At 73.5% G+C, this 20,457-nt stretch carries 17 protein-coding genes; 6 read left to right on the top strand and 11 right to left on the bottom strand.

The features are described from left to right. Positions 1 to 6: 6 nt before the first annotated feature. The 4 genes from QRY02_RS03055 to QRY02_RS03040 form a co-directional block, all read right to left on the bottom strand. Positions 7 to 954 carry a DUF389 domain-containing protein gene (locus QRY02_RS03055; protein WP_285989965.1) on the bottom strand — a complete coding sequence of 316 codons (948 nt, stop codon included), beginning with the start codon at positions 952 to 954 and terminating at the stop codon, positions 7 to 9. Further along, a complete protein-coding gene (gene aspS / locus QRY02_RS03050; RefSeq protein WP_285989964.1) occupies positions 954 to 2,726 on the bottom strand; it encodes an aspartate--tRNA ligase in 1,773 nt (590 codons plus the stop codon). Before aspS ends, QRY02_RS03055 begins: the two co-directional genes overlap by 1 nt. 94 nt (positions 2,727 to 2,820) lie before the next feature. After that, positions 2,821 to 3,423, bottom strand: a complete 603-nt coding sequence (gene merB, locus QRY02_RS03045) for an organomercurial lyase (protein WP_285989963.1) — start codon at positions 3,421 to 3,423, stop codon at positions 2,821 to 2,823. 158 nt (positions 3,424 to 3,581) lie between these two features. Then, a complete protein-coding gene (locus QRY02_RS03040) occupies positions 3,582 to 5,471 on the bottom strand; it encodes an intein-containing Rv2578c family radical SAM protein (RefSeq protein ID WP_285989962.1) in 1,890 nt (629 codons plus the stop codon). A 207-nt stretch (positions 5,472 to 5,678) separates the two neighbouring features. Between QRY02_RS03040 and QRY02_RS03035 the strand changes: the two genes are divergently transcribed. Further along, on the top strand, positions 5,679 to 6,194 hold the full coding sequence (locus QRY02_RS03035) for a hypothetical protein (protein WP_285989961.1): 516 nt from the start codon (positions 5,679 to 5,681) through the stop codon (positions 6,192 to 6,194). 76 nt (positions 6,195 to 6,270) lie between these two features. Here QRY02_RS03035 and sthA read toward each other — a convergent pair whose 3' ends face one another. Then, complete coding sequence (sthA, locus tag QRY02_RS03030) at positions 6,271 to 7,680, bottom strand: Si-specific NAD(P)(+) transhydrogenase (RefSeq protein WP_285989960.1); 1,410 nt, start codon at positions 7,678 to 7,680, stop codon at positions 6,271 to 6,273. Between the two features lie 90 nt (positions 7,681 to 7,770). On the opposite strand from sthA, the gene QRY02_RS03025 reads away from it, so the two are divergent. Both QRY02_RS03025 and QRY02_RS03020 read left to right on the top strand, forming a co-directional pair. After that, entirely contained in the window at positions 7,771 to 10,356 is a 2,586-nt protein-coding gene (locus tag QRY02_RS03025) for an ATP-binding protein (RefSeq protein WP_285989959.1), read from the top strand. Positions 10,357 to 10,819: 463 nt separating this feature from the next. Next, a complete protein-coding gene (locus QRY02_RS03020) occupies positions 10,820 to 12,208 on the top strand; it encodes an FAD-binding oxidoreductase (RefSeq protein WP_285989958.1) in 1,389 nt (462 codons plus the stop codon). Positions 12,209 to 12,494: 286 nt separating this feature from the next. On the opposite strand, the gene QRY02_RS03015 is transcribed toward QRY02_RS03020, so the two are convergent. From QRY02_RS03015 to QRY02_RS02995, 5 genes are all read right to left on the bottom strand, one after another. Next, positions 12,495 to 12,791, bottom strand: a complete 297-nt coding sequence (locus QRY02_RS03015; RefSeq protein ID WP_285989957.1) for a hypothetical protein — start codon at positions 12,789 to 12,791, stop codon at positions 12,495 to 12,497. A 101-nt stretch (positions 12,792 to 12,892) separates the two neighbouring features. Continuing rightward, the gene (locus QRY02_RS03010) at positions 12,893 to 14,200 is read right to left on the bottom strand and encodes a type I glutamate--ammonia ligase (RefSeq protein WP_285989956.1); all 1,308 of its coding nucleotides are present in this window, start codon (positions 14,198 to 14,200) and stop codon (positions 12,893 to 12,895) included. After that, complete coding sequence (locus QRY02_RS03005; RefSeq protein ID WP_285989955.1) at positions 14,197 to 15,927, bottom strand: IucA/IucC family protein; 1,731 nt, start codon at positions 15,925 to 15,927, stop codon at positions 14,197 to 14,199. The genes QRY02_RS03010 and QRY02_RS03005 overlap by 4 nt, the downstream gene beginning before the upstream one ends. Continuing rightward, a complete protein-coding gene (locus tag QRY02_RS03000) occupies positions 15,924 to 17,201 on the bottom strand; it encodes a lysine N(6)-hydroxylase/L-ornithine N(5)-oxygenase family protein (RefSeq protein ID WP_285989954.1) in 1,278 nt (425 codons plus the stop codon). Before QRY02_RS03000 ends, QRY02_RS03005 begins: the two co-directional genes overlap by 4 nt. Next, positions 17,198 to 18,877, bottom strand: coding sequence for a pyridoxal phosphate-dependent decarboxylase family protein (locus tag QRY02_RS02995; RefSeq protein WP_285989953.1), 1,680 nt, complete (start codon positions 18,875 to 18,877; stop codon positions 17,198 to 17,200). Before QRY02_RS02995 ends, QRY02_RS03000 begins: the two co-directional genes overlap by 4 nt. A 139-nt stretch (positions 18,878 to 19,016) precedes the next feature. On the opposite strand from QRY02_RS02995, the gene QRY02_RS02990 reads away from it, so the two are divergent. Genes QRY02_RS02990 through crcB form a run of 3 tightly spaced genes read left to right on the top strand, consistent with a single transcriptional unit; the run spans position 19,017 to position 20,121 of the window. After that, complete coding sequence (locus tag QRY02_RS02990) at positions 19,017 to 19,418, top strand: fluoride efflux transporter FluC (protein ID WP_285989952.1); 402 nt, start codon at positions 19,017 to 19,019, stop codon at positions 19,416 to 19,418. Next, positions 19,418 to 19,750, top strand: a complete 333-nt coding sequence (locus QRY02_RS02985; protein WP_285989951.1) for a DUF190 domain-containing protein — start codon at positions 19,418 to 19,420, stop codon at positions 19,748 to 19,750. Before QRY02_RS02990 ends, QRY02_RS02985 begins: the two co-directional genes overlap by 1 nt. Continuing rightward, positions 19,747 to 20,121, top strand: coding sequence for a fluoride efflux transporter CrcB (gene crcB / locus QRY02_RS02980; RefSeq protein WP_285989950.1), 375 nt, complete (start codon positions 19,747 to 19,749; stop codon positions 20,119 to 20,121). Before QRY02_RS02985 ends, crcB begins: the two co-directional genes overlap by 4 nt. On the opposite strand, the gene QRY02_RS02975 is transcribed toward crcB, so the two are convergent. After that, positions 20,118 to 20,426: a hypothetical protein gene (locus QRY02_RS02975; RefSeq protein ID WP_285989949.1), complete on the bottom strand. Its 309-nt coding sequence runs from the start codon at positions 20,424 to 20,426 to the stop codon at positions 20,118 to 20,120. The genes crcB and QRY02_RS02975 overlap by 4 nt on opposite strands. Positions 20,427 to 20,457 lie beyond the last annotated feature (31 nt).

The raw sequence follows: 20,457 nt of genomic DNA, 5'->3' as shown, positions 1-20,457 counted from the left end.
GACGGGTCACCCGCGTGAAAGCGGACGCATTCCCACCGGGGAACGTTGCCCATTCCGGCGCACGATCAACACAATGGCCGCAGCTGCAACGATTCCGAGAAGGTTGACCAGCAGCTGCCCGACGGACTGGAGGCACCGGCTCCACTCCCCCGCCACGGCCGCGACGACCGCGTAGCCCGCGGCCGGCACCGTGGTCACCGAGATGAACACGCCCACCAGCGCGGCCGACTTCGCCGACGTCATGGCGAGCATCCCCGCGGCGCCGGCGAGCATCGCCACGACCAGCGACGGCGCCCCGACGGAGAACACGAAGTCGACCTCGTTGTGCTGCTGCAGCTCGAACGCCTTCTCGCCGAAGACGTCCGTCGCGTGGACGAGCAGCGTGCCGCCGAGCGTGACCACCATGGCCAGCGGGAAGCCGGCACCCAGCGCGGCCGCGGCCTGCCGGATCAGCTGCCCGTGCCGCAGCACCAGGCCGACGGCCAGCGCCGCGAGGGGCCCGAACTCCGGCCCGACGACCATCGCGCCGACGATCGTCACCGAGGAGTCGGTGAGCACGCCGACGGCGGCGAGCAGGCACGCGATGGTGAGGAACGCCAGGAACGTCACGTTCAGCCGCGACTCCTCACCCGTGCGGCCGAGCAGCTCCTGCCAGACGACGGCGTCGGCCGCCTCGCCCGGCGCCGCCTCCTCCGCCGCGTCGGCGGCGTCGGACAGCGCGGTGTCGAGCGATTCGAGCGTGATGCCGCCGGTGTGGTCGAGGTCGAGCACGCACAGCGCGTCGACGATCTCGTCCGCCGCCTCGCGCGCGATGTCGGCCTCGACCAGGTCACCCGCGGGCTCCACGGCGGCGCCGCGGTGCACGATGAGGTGCGCGGTGCCGGCGTGTGCCCGCAGGATGTCGAGCGCCTCGGCGGTCTTGTCCGGCGGGCACACGGCCCTGAGGTGCAGCACTAGTTCTGGGGGGCGGCCGGTTTCGCGTCGATCCCGGCCTCCTTGCGCTGCTGCGCGGTGATCGGCGCGGGCGCCGCGGTCAGCGGGTCGTACCCGCCACCGGTCTTCGGGAACGCGATGACGTCACGCAGCGAGTCGGCCTTGGCCAGCAGCATGACGATGCGGTCCCAGCCGAACGCGATGCCGCCGTGCGGCGGCGGGCCGAAGGCGAAGGCGTCCAGCAGGAAGCCGAACTTCTCCTGCGCCTCCTCCTCGCCGAGGCCCATCAGGCTGAAGACGCGCTTCTGGACGTCGCCGCGGTGGATACGGATCGAGCCGCCGCCGATCTCGTTGCCGTTGCAGACGATGTCGTAGGCGTAAGCCAGCGCGTTGCCCGGGTCCTGCTCGAACTTGTCGATCCACTCCGGGGTCGGCGAGGTGAACGCGTGGTGCACCGCCGTCCACTTGCCGGAGCCGACCGCGACGTCGTCGCCGATGTCCTCGACCGGCGCGAACAGCGGCGCGTCGACGACCCACACGAACGACCAGGCGTTTTCGTCGATCAGGCCGAGCCGCTTGCCGATCTCGTCGCGCGCGGCGCCGAGCAGCGGCTGCGTCGAAGCGGCCTTGCCGGCGGAGAAGAAGATGCAGTCGCCCGGCTTGGCGCCCGCCGCGGCGGCCACGTTCTCGCGCTCGGTCTCGGACAGGTTCTTCGCGACCGGGCCGCCGAGCGTGCCGTCCTCGTTGACGAGGATGTACGCGAGGCCGCGCGCGCCGCGCTGCTTCGCCCACTCCTGCCACGCGTCGAGCTGGCGGCGCGGCTGGCCGGCCCCGCCGGCCATGACGACCGCACCGACGTAGGGCGCCTGGAACACGCGGAACGGCGTGTCGGCGAAGAACTCCGTCATGTCGGTGATTTCGAGGTCGAAGCGCAGGTCCGGCTTGTCCGAGCCGTACTTGGCCATCGCCTCGTGGTAGGTGATGCGCGGGATGGGCCGCGGGATCTCGTGCCCGATCAGCTTCCACAGCGCGGACACGATGTCCTCGCCGAGCTTGATGACGTCGTCCTGCTCGACGAAGCTCATCTCGATGTCGAGCTGGGTGAATTCGGGCTGCCGGTCGGCGCGGAAGTCTTCGTCGCGGTAGCAGCGGGCGATCTGGTAGTACCGCTCCATGCCGCCGACCATGAGCAGCTGCTTGAACAGCTGCGGCGACTGCGGCAGCGCGTACCAGGAGCCGGGCTTGAGCCGGGCCGGGACCAGGAAGTCGCGCGCGCCTTCGGGCGTCGAGCGGGTCATCGTCGGGGTCTCGATCTCGACGAAGTCCTGGGCGTGCAGCACCTCGCGCGCGGCGCGGCTGACCTCGCTGCGCAGCCGCATGGCCGCGGCCGGGCCGCTGCGGCGCAGGTCCAGGTAGCGGTGCTTGAGGCGGATCTCCTCGCCGACGTCGACCCGGTCGTCGATCGGGAACGGCAGCGGGGCGGCCTCGGACAGCACCTCGAGCTGGGTCGCGAGGACCTCGATCTCGCCGGTGGGGATCTCGGCGTTCGCGTTGCCCTCGGGGCGCTTCGCGACCTCGCCGACGATCTTGACGCAGAACTCGGAGCGCAGCGCGTGCGCGCGCTCGGCCATCTCGCCCTCGCGGAAGACGACCTGGGCGACGCCGCTGGCGTCGCGGAGGTCGATGAAGATGACGCCGCCGTGATCGCGCCGCCGGGCCACCCATCCGGTGAGGGTGACGGTCTGTCCGGCCTGTCCGGCACGCAGGGTGCCGGCGTTGTGAGTGCGGAGCACTGCGACTGCTCTCCTTCGACATGGGGGTTCTCGCCGCTTGAAGGCTAACGAACCACCCACCATACGACGTCGGCAGGCTCGCCAGGCGTGGTGGTCAGAGGACGTACTTGGGCCGGGTCTCCAGCGCCGCGACCAGGCGGTGGGCCTGGGCCAGGTAGGCCGCCACCGGAAAGATGCGCCCGCCGGGGTGCGCCACCAGCCAGCTCGCCGCCGCGGTGGCGGAGGCGAAGAACGGCTGGCCCGCGCAGGCGACGGCCTCGACCCCCGCGAGCCCGAACCCGAGGTCGACCGCCGCGACCACCGCCGTCGGCGGGTCGGTCAGCAGGATCGCCCGGGGCACCAGTTCGATGCGGATGCGCGTGCCGGTGACCGGGCAGATCGCGGCCGCGTGGACGCGCTCGCCGGTCGCGATGGCCAGGAGGAACAGGTCGACCGTGCCGTCCGGGCCCGCGCCGAGGGTGCCCTCGGCCGGTTCGAGGCGGTGGTGGGCGCCGCGGGGAGCCGGGCCGGTCGAGACGAGGTCGCGGTGCAGGGTGAACCCGATCAGTTCGACGAGGCGCCGGGCCTCGGCCGGGGCGACGCCGACGGTCGCGGCGAGCCGGTCGACGCCGACCGGGTGCCGGCCGGCCCGGGTCAGCTTCAGGGCGGCCCAGGCGAGCCGGGCGGCCGCGACGCGGTCGGTCTGCGAAGTCGTCATCGTCCGGCTCCTTCCGGGATCGAACCCTTCGACGTTAGGCGCCGGTGAGGCGGGACGACAACGACACGATCGGACATTTTGCCGCAAACCGAAGACACCGGGCCCCGAACGCCCCGAACGGCCCAGTACGTCACCCGCCGGGTCCACAAGGGACTCCTTCAGAGCAGGCGCAGCTGCTCCGCGGGAGCGGCCCCGGCCGCCGGCAGCTCGGGACCGCGCGCGTCGAAACCGGACTGGCGATCCAGGCCGTGGCGCCGCAGCAGCGGCCCGACCCGCTCCGCGAGCCCCTCCCGGTAGGCCTTCCGCACGTAACTGCCCCGCGCGTACAGCTCCCGGTACCGCGGGACGAGCTCCGGGTGCGAGCCCGCCAGCCAGCGGCCGAACCACTCCCGCGCCCCGGGCCGCAGGTGCAGCGCGAACGCCGTGACACTCGTCGCGCCGACGTCGGCGAGCTGGGCGAAGAGGGCGTCCAGCGCTTCTTCGGAGTCGGTCAGCCACGGGAGCACCGGCGCCACCAGCACCGAGCACGGCAGCCCGGCCTCGCGCGCCTTGCGGACCAGCTCCAGCCGCGCCCGCGGGCTCGGGGTGCCGGGTTCGAGGCGGTGCTGCAGCTCCTCGTCGAGCAGTGCGATCGATACCGCGAGCCCGACCGGCACGTCCCGGGCGACGTCCCGCAGCAGCGGCAGGTCCCGGGCCAGCACCGTGCCCTTGGTCAGCACCGACAGCGGCGTGCCGGACCTCGCCAGCGCGGTGATGATGCCCGGCATCAGCCGGTAGCGGCCCTCGGCGCGCTGGTAGGGGTCGGTGTTGGTGCCCATCGCGACGTGCTCCCGCCGCCACGACGGCTTCTTCAGCTGCGCGGCCAGCACCTGCGGGGCGTTGACCTTGACGACGACCTGCGTGTCGAAGTCGCGGCCGGCGTCGAAGTCGAGGTAGGTGTGGGTGTTCCGGGCGAAGCAGTTGTGCGAGACCATGCCGTCGGCCACGAAGTCGCCGGTGCCGGTGGTGATGTCGAACAGCGGCAGCTGCAGGCCGAGCGGTTCGATCGCCTCCACGCGGCGACGGCTCGAGCCGATCGCCGCGCCTTCCAGCGACCGCTTCCACGGCACGGCGGGGTTGCTCACGTGGAAGAACCGCAGCACCTCGCCGACGCCGCCGAGCAGCCGGATCTCCTGCCGCGTCGGGAACTTCGGCACCTCGTCGAGCTGGTGGGCGAAGCCGAAGCGGGCGAGCGCGGCGGTGAAGGCGTCGGCGATCTCGGGCTCGTCGTGCGCGACCGCGAGGACGCCTCGGCCGTAATCGCCCGCGAGGTCGAAGACGCCGGCGAGGAACCCGCGCTGCCAGTGGGCGTCCGGATCCGGCGGTACCTTGAGAAACCCGACCGACGCCCCGAAGTCCGGCAGGTAGGCCAGCGCCCGCGCGGCGGCGTCCGGCTCCGCGGCGAACCCGCCGGAGCGCAGCATCCCGCACAGGTAGCCGGCCCGGTAGCCGAGCGTCTCGTCGGGCGTCGGCGCGAACCGGCCGACCCCGATCAGCTCGGTGCCGGGCTCCAGGTGCGGCCGCTGGGCGGCGCCGAACTTGCTGCCGGTGACGTGTTTCCAGCCCTTGCTCGTGAGGAACCGGTGATCGCCGCCGGCGACGAGCCGGGTGCCGTCTTCGAGGGTCACGCGGTAGGCGGCGCGCAGCGTGGTCCAGTGCGCCTCGACCCGGGTCGGCACCAGCCGGCGGGAGGCACCGTGGCCGCGGGTGCCGTAGATCTCGTCACCGACCTTGAGATCGGACAACGCCTTCGTGCGGCCGTCGGCCATCAGGATCCGGGTGCCGCCTTCGAGGCAGTAGGTGCAGGCGTGCGAGCAGCCCCGGTAGGGGTTGACGGTCCAGCCGAAGGGCACGCCGGAGCCGGCGGGCACCTTGTTCAGCACCGACCGCGCGTGCACCTCGTGAAAGGTGACGCCGTCGAATTCCGGTGACCGCACCGATCGCACCAGGCCCTCGAGCCCGGGCAGTGCCGGTTCACCTTCCGCTGTCCGCTGCCGATCCCATCGCACGGCGTCAGTCGAACATATGTTCTAGACGAGTGTCAAACCGGTTCGGGGCAAGCGGATCACGTGGTGCCGGTGGTGTTCGTGGGTCCCGTGGGACGGCACGGCAACCGGGTGAACCCCGGGCCTCGGCGTCAACCGCCCGCCCTGGCCGGGCGTGTGCGCCGCCGGGAGCCCCGGAACGCCCGGGGTCCGCCCGAGAGGAGAACCTCGATGACGTTCCTGCGACGAGCCGCGCGGAGCGCGGCAGTGGCGGCCGGGATCGCGCTCACGATGGCGATGGCGCTGGGCACACCGGCCGAAGCGAACCCGAACGGCGGCGCCCGGTTCGACGGTGGACGGGCCGCGGCGGCACCTGCCCAGCCCGCGGGTACCAGTCCGACCGTCCGCATCGCACCGATACCCGACGACGGCCGGGTCAACTGTTTCAACTACGTGGGCACGTTCAGGCAGGACACGGGCGTCTGGGTCGTCGGATGGCAGGGCGGCAGCACCTACGAGTGCTTCGGCATTGCGCCCGACCGCACGATCTGGCACGCGTGGCCCGGTTCCGGCGGCTGGAAGCCCATGCCCGGCAACGGCCGCGCCGACTTCATCTTCGACGCCTGGGACAACACCGCCGGGGATCGCCGGATCACGGTCTACGTGACGGCCATCTCCACGCCCTACTGCCAGAACTACTCCCGCAGTGGCGGCTGGACCGGCCATTGGTACCCCTGCACCCCTTGAGGGGCTGACGGCCGGCCGCGGGTGCGGGGCCCCGCACCCGCGGCGGGCCGATCGCGCGGACCGGGTGCCCGCAACCTCAGGAAAACCGCTCCAGCGCCCGGATCTTGTTGGTCGCGTCCAGGGCCGCCACCTTGTACGCCTCCGACAGGGTCGGGTAGTTGAACACCGCGTCGACGAGGTAGTCGACCGTGCCGCCGCAGCCCATCACCGCCTGTCCGATGTGGACCAGGTCCGTCGCGCCCGTGCCGAAGACGTGCACGCCGAGGAGCTTGCGGTCCGTCGTGGACACCAGCAGCTTCAGCATCCCGTAGCTGTCTCCGGTGATCTGGCCGCGCGCCAGCTCGCGGTACCGCGCGATGCCGACCTCGTACGGCACCGACGACGACGTCAGCTGGGCCTCGGTCGCGCCGACGTAGGAGATCTCGGGGATCGTGTAGATGCCGATCGGCTGCAGCGCGCCCAGTTCGTGCGCCGGCTCGCCGAACGCGTGGTACGCCGCGAGCCTGCCCTGGTCCATCGACGTCGCCGCCAGTGCCGGGAAGCCGATCACGTCGCCGACCGCGTAGATGTGCGGCACCGGGGTGCGGTAGTTCTCGTCGACCACCAGCCGGCCGCGCTCGTCCGCGGCCAGGCCCGCCGCCTCCAGGTTGAGCTCGCCGGTCATGCCCTGGCGGCCGGCGGAGTACATGACGCCGTCGGCCGGGATGCGCTTGCCGCTGACCAGCGTCGTGATGGTCGCGTGGTCGGACACCGCCACGTCCGCGACCTTCTCGCCGAAGCGGAACGTGACGCCGAGGTCGCGCAGCTGGAACTTGAGCGACTCGACGATCTCCGGGTCGCAGAAGTCGAGCATGTGCTCGCGCTGCTCGACCACGGTGACCCGCGAGCCGAGTGCGGCGAACATCGACGCGTATTCGATCCCGATCACCCCGGCGCCCACCACGACCAGCGAAGACGGGATCTGCTCGAGCCGCAGGATCTCGTCGGAGTCGAGCACCCGGGCGGCGTCGAAGTCGACCTGCTTCGGCCGCGCGGGCCGGGTGCCGGTGGCGATCACGACGTGGTCGGCCGAAAGCGTGCGCCGGTCGCCGCGGTGCCGGCCTTCGACCAGCAGCGTGTGCGGATCGGTGAAGGAGCCGAGGCCGTCGACCAGGTCGATGTGGTTGCGCATCAGCTGCGCGCGCACGACCTGGACCTCGCGCCCGACGACGTGCTGGGTGCGGGCGAGCAGGTCGGCGATGGTGATGTCCTGCTTGACGCGGTAGCTCGCGCCGTAGAGCTCGCGCTGGTTCATGCCGGTCAGGTAGAGCACGGCTTCGCGCAGCGTCTTGGACGGGATCGTGCCGGTGTTGACGCACACCCCGCCGACCATGTCGTGCCGGTCGATGACCGCCACCTTCTTGCCGAGCTTCGCCGCGGCGATCGCGGCCTTCTGCCCGCCGGGGCCCGAACCGATGACGATGAGGTCGTACTCGTGCTCGCTCACGACGTCGAGCCTGCGCACCCGGCGGTCCGGGCGCAACCCCCCACCGGTGAAGATCCGCGCACGGCCCCGCCGAGGGGCTAGCGTGTCCGGGTGCTGCGCGTCGCGCTGCTGGGCGAGCAGGTGATCGCCGACGACGAGTCCGGCGCCGTGCTGACGCGGTCGCCGCGGTCGGTCGCGCTCGTGGCCCACCTCGTCCTGCACGCCGGCCGTGCGCAACCCCGGCGGCTGCTGGCCGGGCTGTTCTGGCCCGACTCCACCGACGCTCAGGCATTGACCAACCTCCGCCGCGAGCTGCACCAACTGCGCCGCGTGCTCGGCGACCCGCCCTCGCTGACCGTCACCGGGCAGGACCTGTGCTGGCGGGACTCGCCGCCGAGCCGCGTGGACGTCCGGGAGTTCGCCGTCGCCCACCGGGCCGCGCTGGCCGCCGTCGACCCCGGTGAAGCCGTCGCCCACGCCCGGGCCGCGCTCGCGGCCTACCGCGGCGAACTGCTGCCCGGCCTGACCGACGACTGGGTCCTGGCCGCCCGCGCCGAGCTCGAACGCCAGTGCGTCGAACTGTGCGACCTGATCGGCCGGACGCCGTCGGGCGACCCCGCCACGGCGCTCGCCACGGCCCGCCGCCGGATCGCGCTGCGCCCCCTCGAAGAGACGGGTTACCGGACGCTGATGGGGCTGCAGGCCGAGGCCGGGGACCGGGCGGGCGCGGTGAGCACCTACCACCGGTGCGCGTCGGTGCTCGAACGCGAGCTCGGCGTCGTCCCGGCCGAGCCGACCCGCGCGGCGCTGCGGCGGCTGCTGGCCCGGCCGGACCCCGAGCCCCGGCGGCCGGCCGCACCCGGGCTCGTCGGCCGCGCCGCGGAGCTGGCCCGCCTCGGCGAGCTCTGGCGGACGGCCGCGGCGGGCCGCGCCGGGGTCGTCCTGGTGCGCGGTGACGCCGGGGTCGGCAAGACCCGGCTGGTGAGCGAACTGGCCGGGCAGGCCCGAGCCGAGGGCGCGGTCGTGGCGGCCGGCCGGTGCTTCGGCACGCCGGGCCGGCTCCCGCTGGCGCCGGTGGCCGACTGGCTGCGCACCCCGGCCGTGCAGAAGGCGGCGGCGTCGCTCGACCCGGTGTGGCGCGCCGAGGTCGACCGGCTGCTGCCGGCCACCCGGACGGCCGGCGGTGGGCACGTGGCCGTCGAAGCCTGGCAGCGCCTGCGGTTCTTCGAGGGACTGGCCCGGGCGCTCACCGCCGGCGGGCGGCCCGTCCTGCTGGTGCTCGACAACGCGCAGTGGTGCGACGAGGAGACGGGCGCGTTCCTCACCTTCTGCCTCGGCCTGCTGCCGGACGCGCCGCTGCTGGTCGCCGCGACCCTGCGCGACGGCGACCCCGGCCCGGGCGGCGCGGCCTGGACGGCCCAGCTGCGCGACGACGGCAGGCTGACCGAGCTGCCGCTGCGCCCGTTCGACGCCGCCGGCACGGCCCGTCTCGGCGAAGCGGTGGCTGGGCGTCCACTGTCCACTTCGGACCGCGACCTGCTGCACGCGGCCACCGGCGGCTACCCGCTCTACGTCGTCGAAGCCTTGCGGGCGCACGATTCCCCGCCCGCCGAGGGGCTGGCCGCGGTGCTGCGGACGCGGCTGGAGCAACCTGGCCCGGCCGCGCGCGAGATCGCCGGGCTCGCCGCCGCGGCCGGCCGGGACGTCACCCTCGAGCTGCTCACCGAGGCGAGCGACCTCGACGCGGACACCGTCGTCGACGCCGTGGACGAGCTGTGGCGCCGCCGGATCGTGCGCGAGTTCGGCGGCGGCTACGACTTCACCCACGACCTGCTGCGCGAGACCGCCTACCAGCAGGTCAGCCCGCCACGGCGGTGGCTGCTGCACCGGCGGCTGGCCCAGGGCCTGGAGCTGCTGCACGCCGGGGACACCGACGCCGTGGCGGCGCAGCTGGCCGAGCAGTACGCCCGCGGCGGCCGCCCGGACCGCGCCGTCGCCCACTACCGGCGGGCAGCCGCCGTCGCCGCGAGCACGTTCGCCCACGCCGAAGCGATCCGGCTGCTGCGGGAAGCGCTGGACCTCGTCCGCGCCCGCCCGGCGAGCGGCAACCGCGACCGGGACGAGCTGGCCGTCCTCGAAGCGCTCGCCGGTCCCCTCAACGCCCACCAGGGCTACTCGTCCCCCGAACTGCAGCGCACCCTGGAGCGTTCGCTCGCGCTCGCCGAAGCGCTGGGCGACGAGGAGGCCACGCTCACCGCGCTGCTGGAGCTGTGGTCGTCACGGTTCGTCCAGGGCCGGACGGTCCAGGCGTACGAGGCGGCCGAACGCGCCCTCGGGCTCCTCGCGCCGGGCACCAGCGCGGCGCAGGGCGGCTCGGCGCACTTCATCGTCGCGGGTTCGTCTTTGAGCCTCGGGCACGACCCGGCCGAGGCGCTGCGGCACTTCGACCTGGGCGCCGAACGCACGCGCGGCGCGTCGTCGTGGCCGATCGGCACCCGCCCGGACGTCCACGGACCGGCCTGGGCGGCCCACGCCCACTGGCTGCTCGGGCACGAGGACACGGCGGTGGCGTGGCGATCGCCCTCGCCCGCCGGATCGACCACCCGTACAGCCTGGCCATCGCGCTGGCGTACGCCGGGATCACCCACCAGATGCGCCGCGACCGCCGGGCACTCGGGACGGCGGTGGCCGAGCTGACGACGCTGTGCGACCGGTACGGCTTCGCGTACTACCGCGAGTGGGCGCTGGTACTGGGCGGCTGGGCCCGCGGCGGCGCGGCCGGGCTGGCCGCGGCGCAGGAGGGGGTCGCGAACCTCAAGGCGGAGGGGGCGTTCGCCCGGATGCCGTACTGGCTTTCGCTGGTCGCCGAGCTGTCGGCCCCGGAGGCGGCCCGCGCGACGCTGGACGCGGCGCTGGCGGCCGGTGAAGCCCGCGACGACCGCTGGTGGCTGCCGGAGGTCCTGCGGCTGCGGGCGGCGCACGACACCGACCCGGTCCCCCGGCTGCGGGCGGCCGCGGAGCTGGCCCGCACCCAGGGCAGCACCGCCCTGCGGCGGCGGGCGGAGGCGGACCTGGCCTGACCGGGGCGAACGAACCGAACGCTGCGCGAACGGCGGCTGCCTACGTTCCCTCCGGTACCGCAAATCCGAGAGGGGCCACCATGACCACCACCGCCTTGCCGCACGAGGAACTGGCCGCCGCGCTGCGCGGGGACCTCGTCACGCCGGCCGACCCCGGCTACGACCAGGCCCGCGCCGTCTACAACGCCATGATCGACAAACGGCCCGCGGCGATCGCCTACTGCCGGGACGCCGCCGACGTCGTGGCGTGCGTCCGCTACGGGCGCGCCCGGGGCCTGGACCTCGCCGTGCGCGGCGGGGGCCACAACGCGGGCGGCCTCGGCGTCGCCGACGGCGCGCTCGTCATCGACCTGTCGCGGCTGCGCAGCACCACTGTCGACCCCGTGCACCACACCGTCCGCGCCGACGCCGGCTGCACCTGGGGCGACGTCGACCACGCCACGGTCGCGTTCGGCATGGCGACGCCGTCGGGCATCGTCGCGTCCACCGGCGTCGCGGGCCTGACCCTCGGCGGCGGCATCGGCTACCTGGCCCGCCGCTTCGGCCTGACGGTGGACAACCTGCTCGGCGCGGACGTCGTCCTCGCCGACGGCACCTTCGTGCACGCGTCGGAGTCCGAGCACGCCGACCTGTTCTGGGCCCTGCGCGGCGGCGGCGGCAACTTCGGCGTCGTCACGTCGTTCACCTTCCGATGCCACGACATCGGCGAGCACGGCGTGGTCATCGGCGGCCCGGTGCTGTACGACCTGGCCGACACCCCGGACGTGCTGCGCTGGTACCGCGAGCTGCTGCCGTCGCTGCCCGAGGAGCTGAACGGCTGGTTCGGCCTGCTGACCGTACCGCCCGCACCGCCGTTCCCGGAGCAGCTGTGGGGCCGCAAGGCGTGCGGCATCATCTGGTGCTACACGGGCTCGCACGACAAGGCGGAGGAAGTGCTGGCGCCGGTCCGCTCGTTCGGCTCGCCGCTGCTGGTCGGCTTGCAGGACATGCCGTACACGGCGTTGCAGGGAGCGTTCGACGCGCTGTACCCGGCCGGCTTGCAGTGGTACTGGCGCGCGGACGTGTTCCACGAGATCTCCGACGAGGCGATCGCCATCCACCTCGAGCACGGCGCGGACCTCCCGACGATGCATTCGTCGATGCACCTGTACCCGATCGACGGCGCGGCGAGCCGGGTCGCCCCGGACGCGACGGCGTTCCCCCACCGCTCGGGCGGCTGGTCGGGCGTGATCGTGGGCGTCGACCCCGCACCGGAGAAGGCGGAAGCCATCTCGCAGTGGACCCGCGACTACTGGGAGGAGCTGCACCCGACGTCAGCGGGCGGGGCGTACGTCAACTTCATGATGGAGGAAGGCCAGGACCGCGTCCGCTCATCGTACGGGGGCAACTACGACCGGCTGGCCGCGGTGAAGCGGAGGTACGACCCGGAGAACGTCTTCCACGTCAACCAGAACATCCGCCCGGCGTAGAACCGGGGCTGACAGCGCGGCCAGGCCACACGGCACCCAGGCCCCCCGCAACCCCGATCCGAAGCCAGAACACGGCCGGCGACGCCGTGTCAAGGCACGTTTTCCCGCCTTGACACGGCGTCGCCGGCCGTAGTCACAATCAGGCTTCGGGGTGGCGGAAACCAGAAAGCCATTCAAGGTGCCGGAAACAAAGGCTCTTCGGGACAACCATCATCCCCGCCCAAGGTATTCATCGGCATCGATGCGAAGCCCACCGTCATAGTGGATCACCGTGAGCACGTGCCGTTCAACCACCGCTCGCCCGCCCGCGGCCACGCAGGTTCGGCCCGATCAGCGGCCACCCCGCCGTGGTATCCGGCATCGAGCGGTAGTACCCGACGACAAAGCCGGCCAGCTCGGTCGCGGAGTCCTCCGGAGCCGGGGCGGACCGAGCCGGTCCACCGGGTGCGGCGCCGGAGGCGGCCGGCCGCGCCACGCCCGCAACGGGCGGCGAGCACGGCCACCAGTCCTTGTCACCCGCGACGGCCAGGTAGGCCGGCACCAGGGCGACGACTGCGGCGATGGCCCCGATCCTGGTGAACAAGCCTTCTTTCGGCAACGCGGCTCCCAGCGGTCCGTCAGCGCGGTACGCCCGCAGGAGTCGCCCTCGAGAAAACCGTCGTTACGGCCACCGCGGTGGGCGAATCACGAACGGAGGGCGCCGCGGCGCCGCTGCCAGTCGGTGACCACGTCCAAACCGGACTCGATCTCCTCGGTCAGCAACGCCCCGAGCTGCGCGGCGACATCAGCACCCAGCAGCTCCCCCACCCGCTCCAGCAGCGACAACGCCTCCCACGGCGACGCAGCGAGCGAACCGACAGCAACTCCCGCCTCCGGAGACCTCAGCCCCTCCTCCAACCCGAACCGCCCAGCCGCCAAAAGCGCGGCGACCACAAGATGCGGCTGAGCGTCCGCACCGGCAAAGCGGAACTCCAGGCGAGGACTCGACGAAGGCCCGGCAACGCGCACCGAAGCGGTCCGGTCATCATGCCCCCACCGAACCTCCCGCGGCGAGAACGGCGCTGTCCGCAGCCGGACATACGAGTTCCACGTCGGCGCCCACACCGCCGTCAACGCCCGCGCGTCGCGCAGCACCCCGGCCAGGAACCCACCCAGCAGGTCCGGCGCAGAGCCATCCACAGTGGACAGAGACAGGTGCACGTGCCCGGAATTCCCCTGCCCCGGCTCAGGCGCCGCCAGGTAGTCCGCGGTGACACCATGGCGCGCGGCCGCCCGCCGCACGACCAGCTGCTGCAGCAGAACATCATCACAGGCCGCCAGAGCATCGCGGTGCCGCAGCACGATCTCGTACTGCCCCGGGTGGCACTCGGCCCGCGCCGACTCGACGCCGAGCCCGGCGTCGGCCAGGTCCGTCCGCAGGTCACGCAGCAGCGGCGCGAGCCGTTCGGTGCCGCCGAGGGCGTAGTCGACGCCGTGTGCCGTGAGCGGTACCCCGAGCGAGTCCCGGAACACGACCTCGTGCTCGATCCCCACCGACGGCACCAGCCCCAGCCCCTCCAACGCCGCGAGCTGCCCGCGCAGCACCTCGCGCGGCGCCAGTTCCGCGACGGCTCCCGACGGCCACTCGGCGTCGCCCACGACCGCCCACATCCGGTCACCCAGCGGGATCGCCGAAGCCGCGTCCGGCCGCACCCGCACGTCGCCGAAGCCTTCGAGGTACCCGCCCAGCACGCCGGCCGCCGGCAGCGGATCGCGCGACGGCGTCCACGCGAAAACGTAGCTGCAGATGCCGTAGCCGTCTTCGAGCACCGAAGCGGCGAACGGCGCGCCGAGCTCCACCGCGGCGAACCGGGCGTGCGGGTCGGGCACCAAGAGGAGCAGCCGGGCGCCGTCCTCGGCGAGCACGCCGCGCAGCACCGCCTCCCCCGCGGTGGCCGCCGCGCGCCGGACGGCCAGTGACCGCGGACCCGCCGGCCGCGCGAACGCCGTCACCAGGCGCCGCCCGGATCCGGGGCGTGCAGCGGGTTCGGCACCCGGCCCCAGCGGACGTCGAATTCGTCGTCGCGCTCCACCTTGTCGAAGCCCTGCCCGGCGAAGTGCTCCCGGTTGAGCGTCACGCGCTCGACGTCCGGCGCGAACAGGCGGCACGCGTCGAAGCGCGCGGCCACGTCCGGGTTCTCGTCCCGGTAGCGGACGGCGATCTCCCGGACCGGCGCCCAGAACGCCGCCCGCGGCAGGCCGAGCTCGTCGAGCAGGACCTCGGCCCAGAACCGGAACTGGCCGGAGAGCACCGAGCTGAACAGCGACTGGGCCAGCAGGTGCGCGGGCCAGCGCAGCATGTCCGCCGCCGCCTCGGGCGGCAGCGACTCGTAGCTGTCCAGCTGCTCGTCGAGCAGGTCGACACCCTGGGCGAAGTCCTTGATCAGCACCCGCTGCGGCAGCCCGGCGTCGTCGACCACCAGGACGAGGTTCTGGCCGTGCGGGCAGAACCCGACGCCGTGGCGCAGCAGCCACTGCAGCAACGGCGTGAGCACCAGGTCGAAAAGACGGGCCAGCCACGCTTCCGGGTCCCGGCCGCCGATCAGGTGCGCCAGCACCGAGACGCCGTCGGGGCCGCGGTACGGCAAGGCGGCGAACGAAATCGCGCGCTCCCCCGCCGCGAGCCGGATGGGCTCGCGCCACAGCGCGCCCAGGGTTTCGTGGAACCGGTACGGCAGCTCTTCGAGGTGCCCGAACAGCGGGTGCTGCACCGACACGCTCGCGACTTCGCCCAGCAGCCCGAACCGGTACTTCTCCGTCAGCAGCGGGTCGGCCGCGCTGATCCGGCGCAGCCACGTCGTCACCGACGGCCCGGCGAGCGTGGCCGCGGAGTTGAGCCCGCGGTAGACGAGCGTGTTCCGCACGGACACGGCGGTCTTGACGTCGTGGCGGCCGGGCGTGCCGACGTTCGCCAGCGTCCGGACCGTCTGGTGCGGGCGGTAGGCGTCGGCGCTCTCCCCGAGGTCGATCACCACGCCGGTGGCGAGCTCGGCGGCGTACAGCGTGCCGAGGATTTCGTCGGCCTGCCACGGGTGCACGGGCACCCAGACGTAGTCCCCGGGCGCCTTCGCGGCGAACTCCTCGCGCAGTTCGCCGAGTTCGGCGGCCAGCAGCGCGTCCCGGCTCAACCCGTCGACGCAGCGGAATTCGGCGTGGTCCGGGTGCACGGCGAACCAGCGCAACCGGAGGTCCTCGCCCGACTCGGGGGCGTACCGGGCCCGGTCGCGCGCGGAGAACCCGACGCGGCCCTTGTTGAGCACGAGCCGCGGGTGGCCGGTGAGGTGCCCGTCCGCGACGTTGTAATCCATCGTGGACAGCTCGGCCGCGGTCGGGGCGCGCCGCAGCCGGGCGGCCTCGTTGGCGACCGTCGAGGTCAGCTCCGCGAGCACGTCGGCCAGCCGCAGCCCGGTCAGGCCCAGGACTTCGCGGGCATCCACGACGAGCGTGCGCGGGTCGGTGACCGGTTCGCCGGACCGGCGGGCGCTGCCCGGTTCGACCGTCCAGGCGTCGAAGGCGCCGCGGCGGGCCCGGAACGTGTAGCCGGCGCCGGGCAGCTCCAGCCGGTACTCCTCGCCGTCGGCGACCGGCTCCAGCATGTGCTCGTAGGACAGTTCGCCGAGCATCTTGTGCGTGATCAGGGCGCCGGCCGCGCGCCAGGCGGCCGCCTCATCCAGGGTCACTTGTCCTCCAGGCCGAACGTGGTGAACGCGGTGCGGTCGGGCAGCTCGTGCACGGACTTGCCGCACACGGCGTTGAGGATCACGGCCGCCCGCCACGCGCCGAGACCGAGGTCGGGGGCACCGGGCCCGTGCGTGTGCCGTTCGGCGTTCTGCACGAACAGCGACCCGGGCACGTCGAGCGCGACGCGGTAGTCCGCGCCGACTTCCAGGCGGCCCCGCCGGTCGCGGCGGACGGCGTCGCCGAGCCCGGCCAGCAGCGGCCCGGTCGGCGCCTCCGCGTACCCGGTGGCCGCGACGACGGCGTCGGTGCGCAGGGTGGCCCCGCGGCCCTGCTGGACGTGCCGGACGCCGAGTTCGATCGCTTCGTCCGCTGTGGACGCGGAGACGACTTCGACGCCGGGGGTCAGCACGGCCCCGGGTGGCCCGGTGATGCTGCGGCGGTAGAGCTCGTCGTGGATCGCGGCGATCGTTTCGGTGTCGATGCCCTTGTAAAGCTGCCACTGCGTGGGCAGCAGCCGGTCGCGGACCGCTTCGGGCAGTCGGTGGAAGTACGCGGTGTAGTCCGGCGTGAACTGCTCGAGCCCGAGCTTCGAATACTCCATCGGCGCGAACGCGGGCGTCCGGGCCAGCCAGCGCAACCCGTCCACAGTGGATCGGCTCCGCAGCAGGTCGAGCACGACTTCGGCCCCCGACTGCCCGGAACCGACGACCGTGACGCTGCCGGCCGCGAGGAGTTCCTCCCGGTGCGTCAGGTAATCGGCCGAATGCAGCGCCAGGACGCCGGGATCGGCGACGAGGTCCCGCAGCGGTTCCGGCACCGACGGCACCGAGCCGACGCCGAGCACGACGTGGTCCGCGAGGACGGGCTCGGCCCCGGCGATCGTGAGTTCGAAGGCGTCGCCGGCCCAGCGGATCCCGGTCACTTCGTGCCCGAAGCGGCACGACGGCAGCCGCGCGGCGGCCCAGCGGCCGTAGTCGTCGTACTCCACGCGCGGCGGGTGGAACCGCTCGGCGAAGTAGAACGGCAGCAGCCGCCCGCGGTCGCGCAGGTAGTTGAGGAAGGAGAACGGGTTCGTGGGATCGACCAGTGTGACCAGGTCGGCCAGGAACGGCACCTGCAGCGTCGCGCCCTCGACGAGCAGGCCGGGGTGCCAGCGGAACTCCGGGCGGGCGTCGAAGAAGACCGCGTCGAGGCCGTCGACTCCGGCGGCCAGCGCCGCGAGGGAGAGGTTGAACGGCCCGATCCCGACGCCGGCGAGGTGGTGGCGCCTCACGAAGCGACCGGGCTTTCCCGGCCGGCCACGAGCTCGGCGCCGGCCGTGGCGGCGATCCGGTCGAGCAACGGGAGGTAGTCGCCGGCGGTGGCGTGCGGGTGCAGCAGCGTCAGCTTGAGCCACAGCTGGTTCGCGCCGCCGGGCCCGGTCGGCAGCGCGGCCCGGCCGATGACGGCGGTGCCCGCTTCGAGGAGCGCGCGGCGGACGCGCGCGACGAGCTCGTCGCCGCCCGCCTCGTCGGCGACGACCGGCCGCAGGACCACGGTGGACAGTTCGGGCGGCCCCCAGAGCCGCAGGCCCGGGTGGTCCTCGACGCGCCGGGCGAGCTCGGTGGCGGTGGCGCAGCAGCGTTCGACGAGCGCGCCGAGGCCGTCGGTGCCGAGCGCGTGGACGGTGACGGCCATCCGGAAGGCGTCCGGCCGCCGGGACGTCCGGATGGAGCGGCCGAGCAGGTCCGGCAGGCCGGCTTCGGTGTCGTCGTCGGCGTTGAGGTACTCGGCGCGGACGGTGAGCGCGCCGAGGTCGGCGGCTTCGCGGGCGGCGAAGAGCCCCGCGGCGACCGGTTGCCAGCCGAACTTGTGCAGGTCGAGCGCGACGGAGTCGGCGAGGTCGAGCCCGTCGAGTTTGGCCTTGAGCGGTTCGCTGCACAGCGCCATGCCGCCGTAGGCCGCGTCGACGTGCAGCCGGGCCTCGTGCCGGCGGCAGATTCCGGCGATCTCGGGCAGCGGGTCGAGGGTGCCGGTGTTGGTGGTCCCGGCGGTCGCGACGACGACGCAGCCGGGGGTGAGGACGGCGGCGAGGGCGTCCGGGAGCATCCGGTCACCTTCGCACGGGACGACGATCGGGGCGGGCAGGCCGAGCAGCCAGGCGGCGCGGGCGACGCTGTGGTGGGCGTTGGCCCCGCAGACGGGCTGGACGATGCCGTTTTCGCGGGCGAGGAGCAGGCCAAGGAGGTTGGATTCGGTCCCGCCGGTGGTCACGACGGCGTCGGGGTGAGACGCGTCGGGGTAGCAGAGCCGGGCGATCCCGGCGGTGAATTCGCGTTCGAGTTCGCTGGCGACGGGCGCTTGGTCCCATGAGTCCATGGAGGGGTTGAGCGCGCTCGCGACGACATCGGCGGCCACGGACACGGCGAGGGGCGGGCAGTGCAGGTGGGCGGCGCAGGCGGGATCGCCGGGATCCGCGGACCCGGCGGCGAGGAGCCGGCTGAGCTGTTCGAGCGCGGCTTCGGCACCGACACCGCGCCGGGGCAGGGCACCGCTTCCGGCGGCCTCCCGGCCGGCCGGTGCGGAGCGACCGGCGGGCTCGCCCGCCGGTATCGCGGCAGCGGGCGCCCGGCCACCACGCCCGGCAGCCGTGGCGGGTGCGGCCCGGTGCAGCCCGGCGGGCTCCGCGTCCGGCCCGGCAGCGGGCGCAAACCCCGCGCGCCCCACCTCGGCGAGAGCCGCGTCGGCCGGGACAGCCTCCGGCCCACCGGGTTCGCTGTCCCCCGCCGCCACCGGTCCCGGCTCGCCACGCTCCGCCACCAGCGCCGCCGCCACCGCGGCCGGGCCGCCCGCCGGGACCGGGCCGCCGCGCTCGGCCACGCCGGCCGCCATTCCGCGCAGGGCCACCGGGATCAGCTCGCCGAGCCGGTCCGCGCCGCCGTGGCCTCCGGCCAGCCCGTCTGCCCGCATGTGCCCGCCTTCCTTAGGGTTGCCTTGCCTACGCTGCGCAACAGTACGGCGACCGACGGCTGCCTGTCATCCCCGTCCAGCATGCTCGACCGGGTGGCGGTGACGCGTCGGCCATCGGGAGTAGGTTCACCGCGAGGAGGTGATCAGCGTGCCCCGGTGGGACGTCCTGCTGGCCATCGGCGCCGGCGGCGCGCTGGGCAGTCTCGCCCGCTACGGCCTGTCGGTGGCGATCCCGCACGCGCGCGGCGAGTTCGCCGTCGCCACGCTGCTCACCAACGTGCTCGGCTGCCTGCTCATCGGCGTCCTGATGGCGGTCCTGACGACCACCGCGCGCCCCCACCACCTGCTCCGGCCGTTCCTCGGCGTCGGGATCCTCGGCGGCTTCACGACGTTCTCCACGTTCGTGACCGACACCCTCGACGCCGCGACGACCGGGCGGCTCGTGGGATCCTCGGCGTACCTGGCCGCGTCGGTGGTGCTGTGCCTGACGGCGGTCGCGGCCGGCCTGGCAGCGACGCGCGCGGTGCGGAAGGGACGCTGATGGACGGACTGCACACCCGCCTCACGATCTACCTCGGCGAAGACGACCACTGGCACCACAAGCCGCTCTACCACGAGATCGTCCGCCGGGCCCGCAACGCGGGTCTCGCGGGCGCTTCGGTGCTCCGCGGCGTCGAGGGCTACGGCGCTTCGTCACTGATCCACACGACGCGGATCCTGTCGCTGTCGGAGGACCTGCCGGTGGTGATCGTGATCATCGACGAAGAGGCCAAGCTGCGGGCGTTCCTGCCCCAGCTGGACGAGCTGATCGGCGAAGGGCTGGTGACGCTCGACCAGGTCGAGGTGGTCCGCCACGGGGGGCGGACGGAGTGACGCTCGTCCTGGTGGCCCTCGGCGGCGCGGCAGGCTCGATCCTGCGCTACCTGACGGACCGCCGCGTGCAGCAGTGGCGCGACTCGCCGTTCCCGTTCGGCACGCTGACGGTGAACATCGTGGGCTCGTTCATCCTGGGCTTCCTGAGCGGCTGGCTCCTGCACGGCGCGGAGCCGTCGTCGGTACGAGCGCTGCTGGCGGTGGGCTTCTGCGGCGGCCTGACGACGTTCTCGACGTTCGGCTACGAGACCGTCCGGCTCCTCCTGGAGAAGACGCGGCTGTACGCGGTGCTGAACGTGGTCGTCACCGTTCTCGCGGGCCTGGCTTCGGGTGCGCTGGGGCTGCTCCTCGCGACCGCCGTCTTCGCTTAACCGCGGCCCGCGCGGCGCTCGAGCTTCCGCTCGACGTACTCGGCCAAGGTGACGTCGGCCCACTTGCGCTTCACCCGGCGGCGGCTCCGCAGCAGCCGCAGCTCGGCCGCCTCGGCGCGGGCTTCGTCGGGCGCACCGGTCGCGGCCCGCAGAGCGAGGCTTTCCCGCGCACGGTTCGCGCGGCGGGCGAACGTCTTGCTGCGCGGCAGGTTCTTGCGCGTCGACTTGGCGTTCTCGCCGTAGCCGTCGCGCCGGTCCTTCAGATAGCTGAGCCGCTTCTTCTCCGGTGGTGTCTTCCGTCGCATCCGTTCCTCCTCCGGGACCAGGGAACACCGG

Source organism: Amycolatopsis sp. DG1A-15b (assembly GCF_030285645.1).
Classification (GTDB): Bacteria; Actinomycetota; Actinomycetes; order Mycobacteriales; family Pseudonocardiaceae; genus Amycolatopsis.
This window is presented reverse-complemented; position numbering and strand designations above follow the sequence as displayed.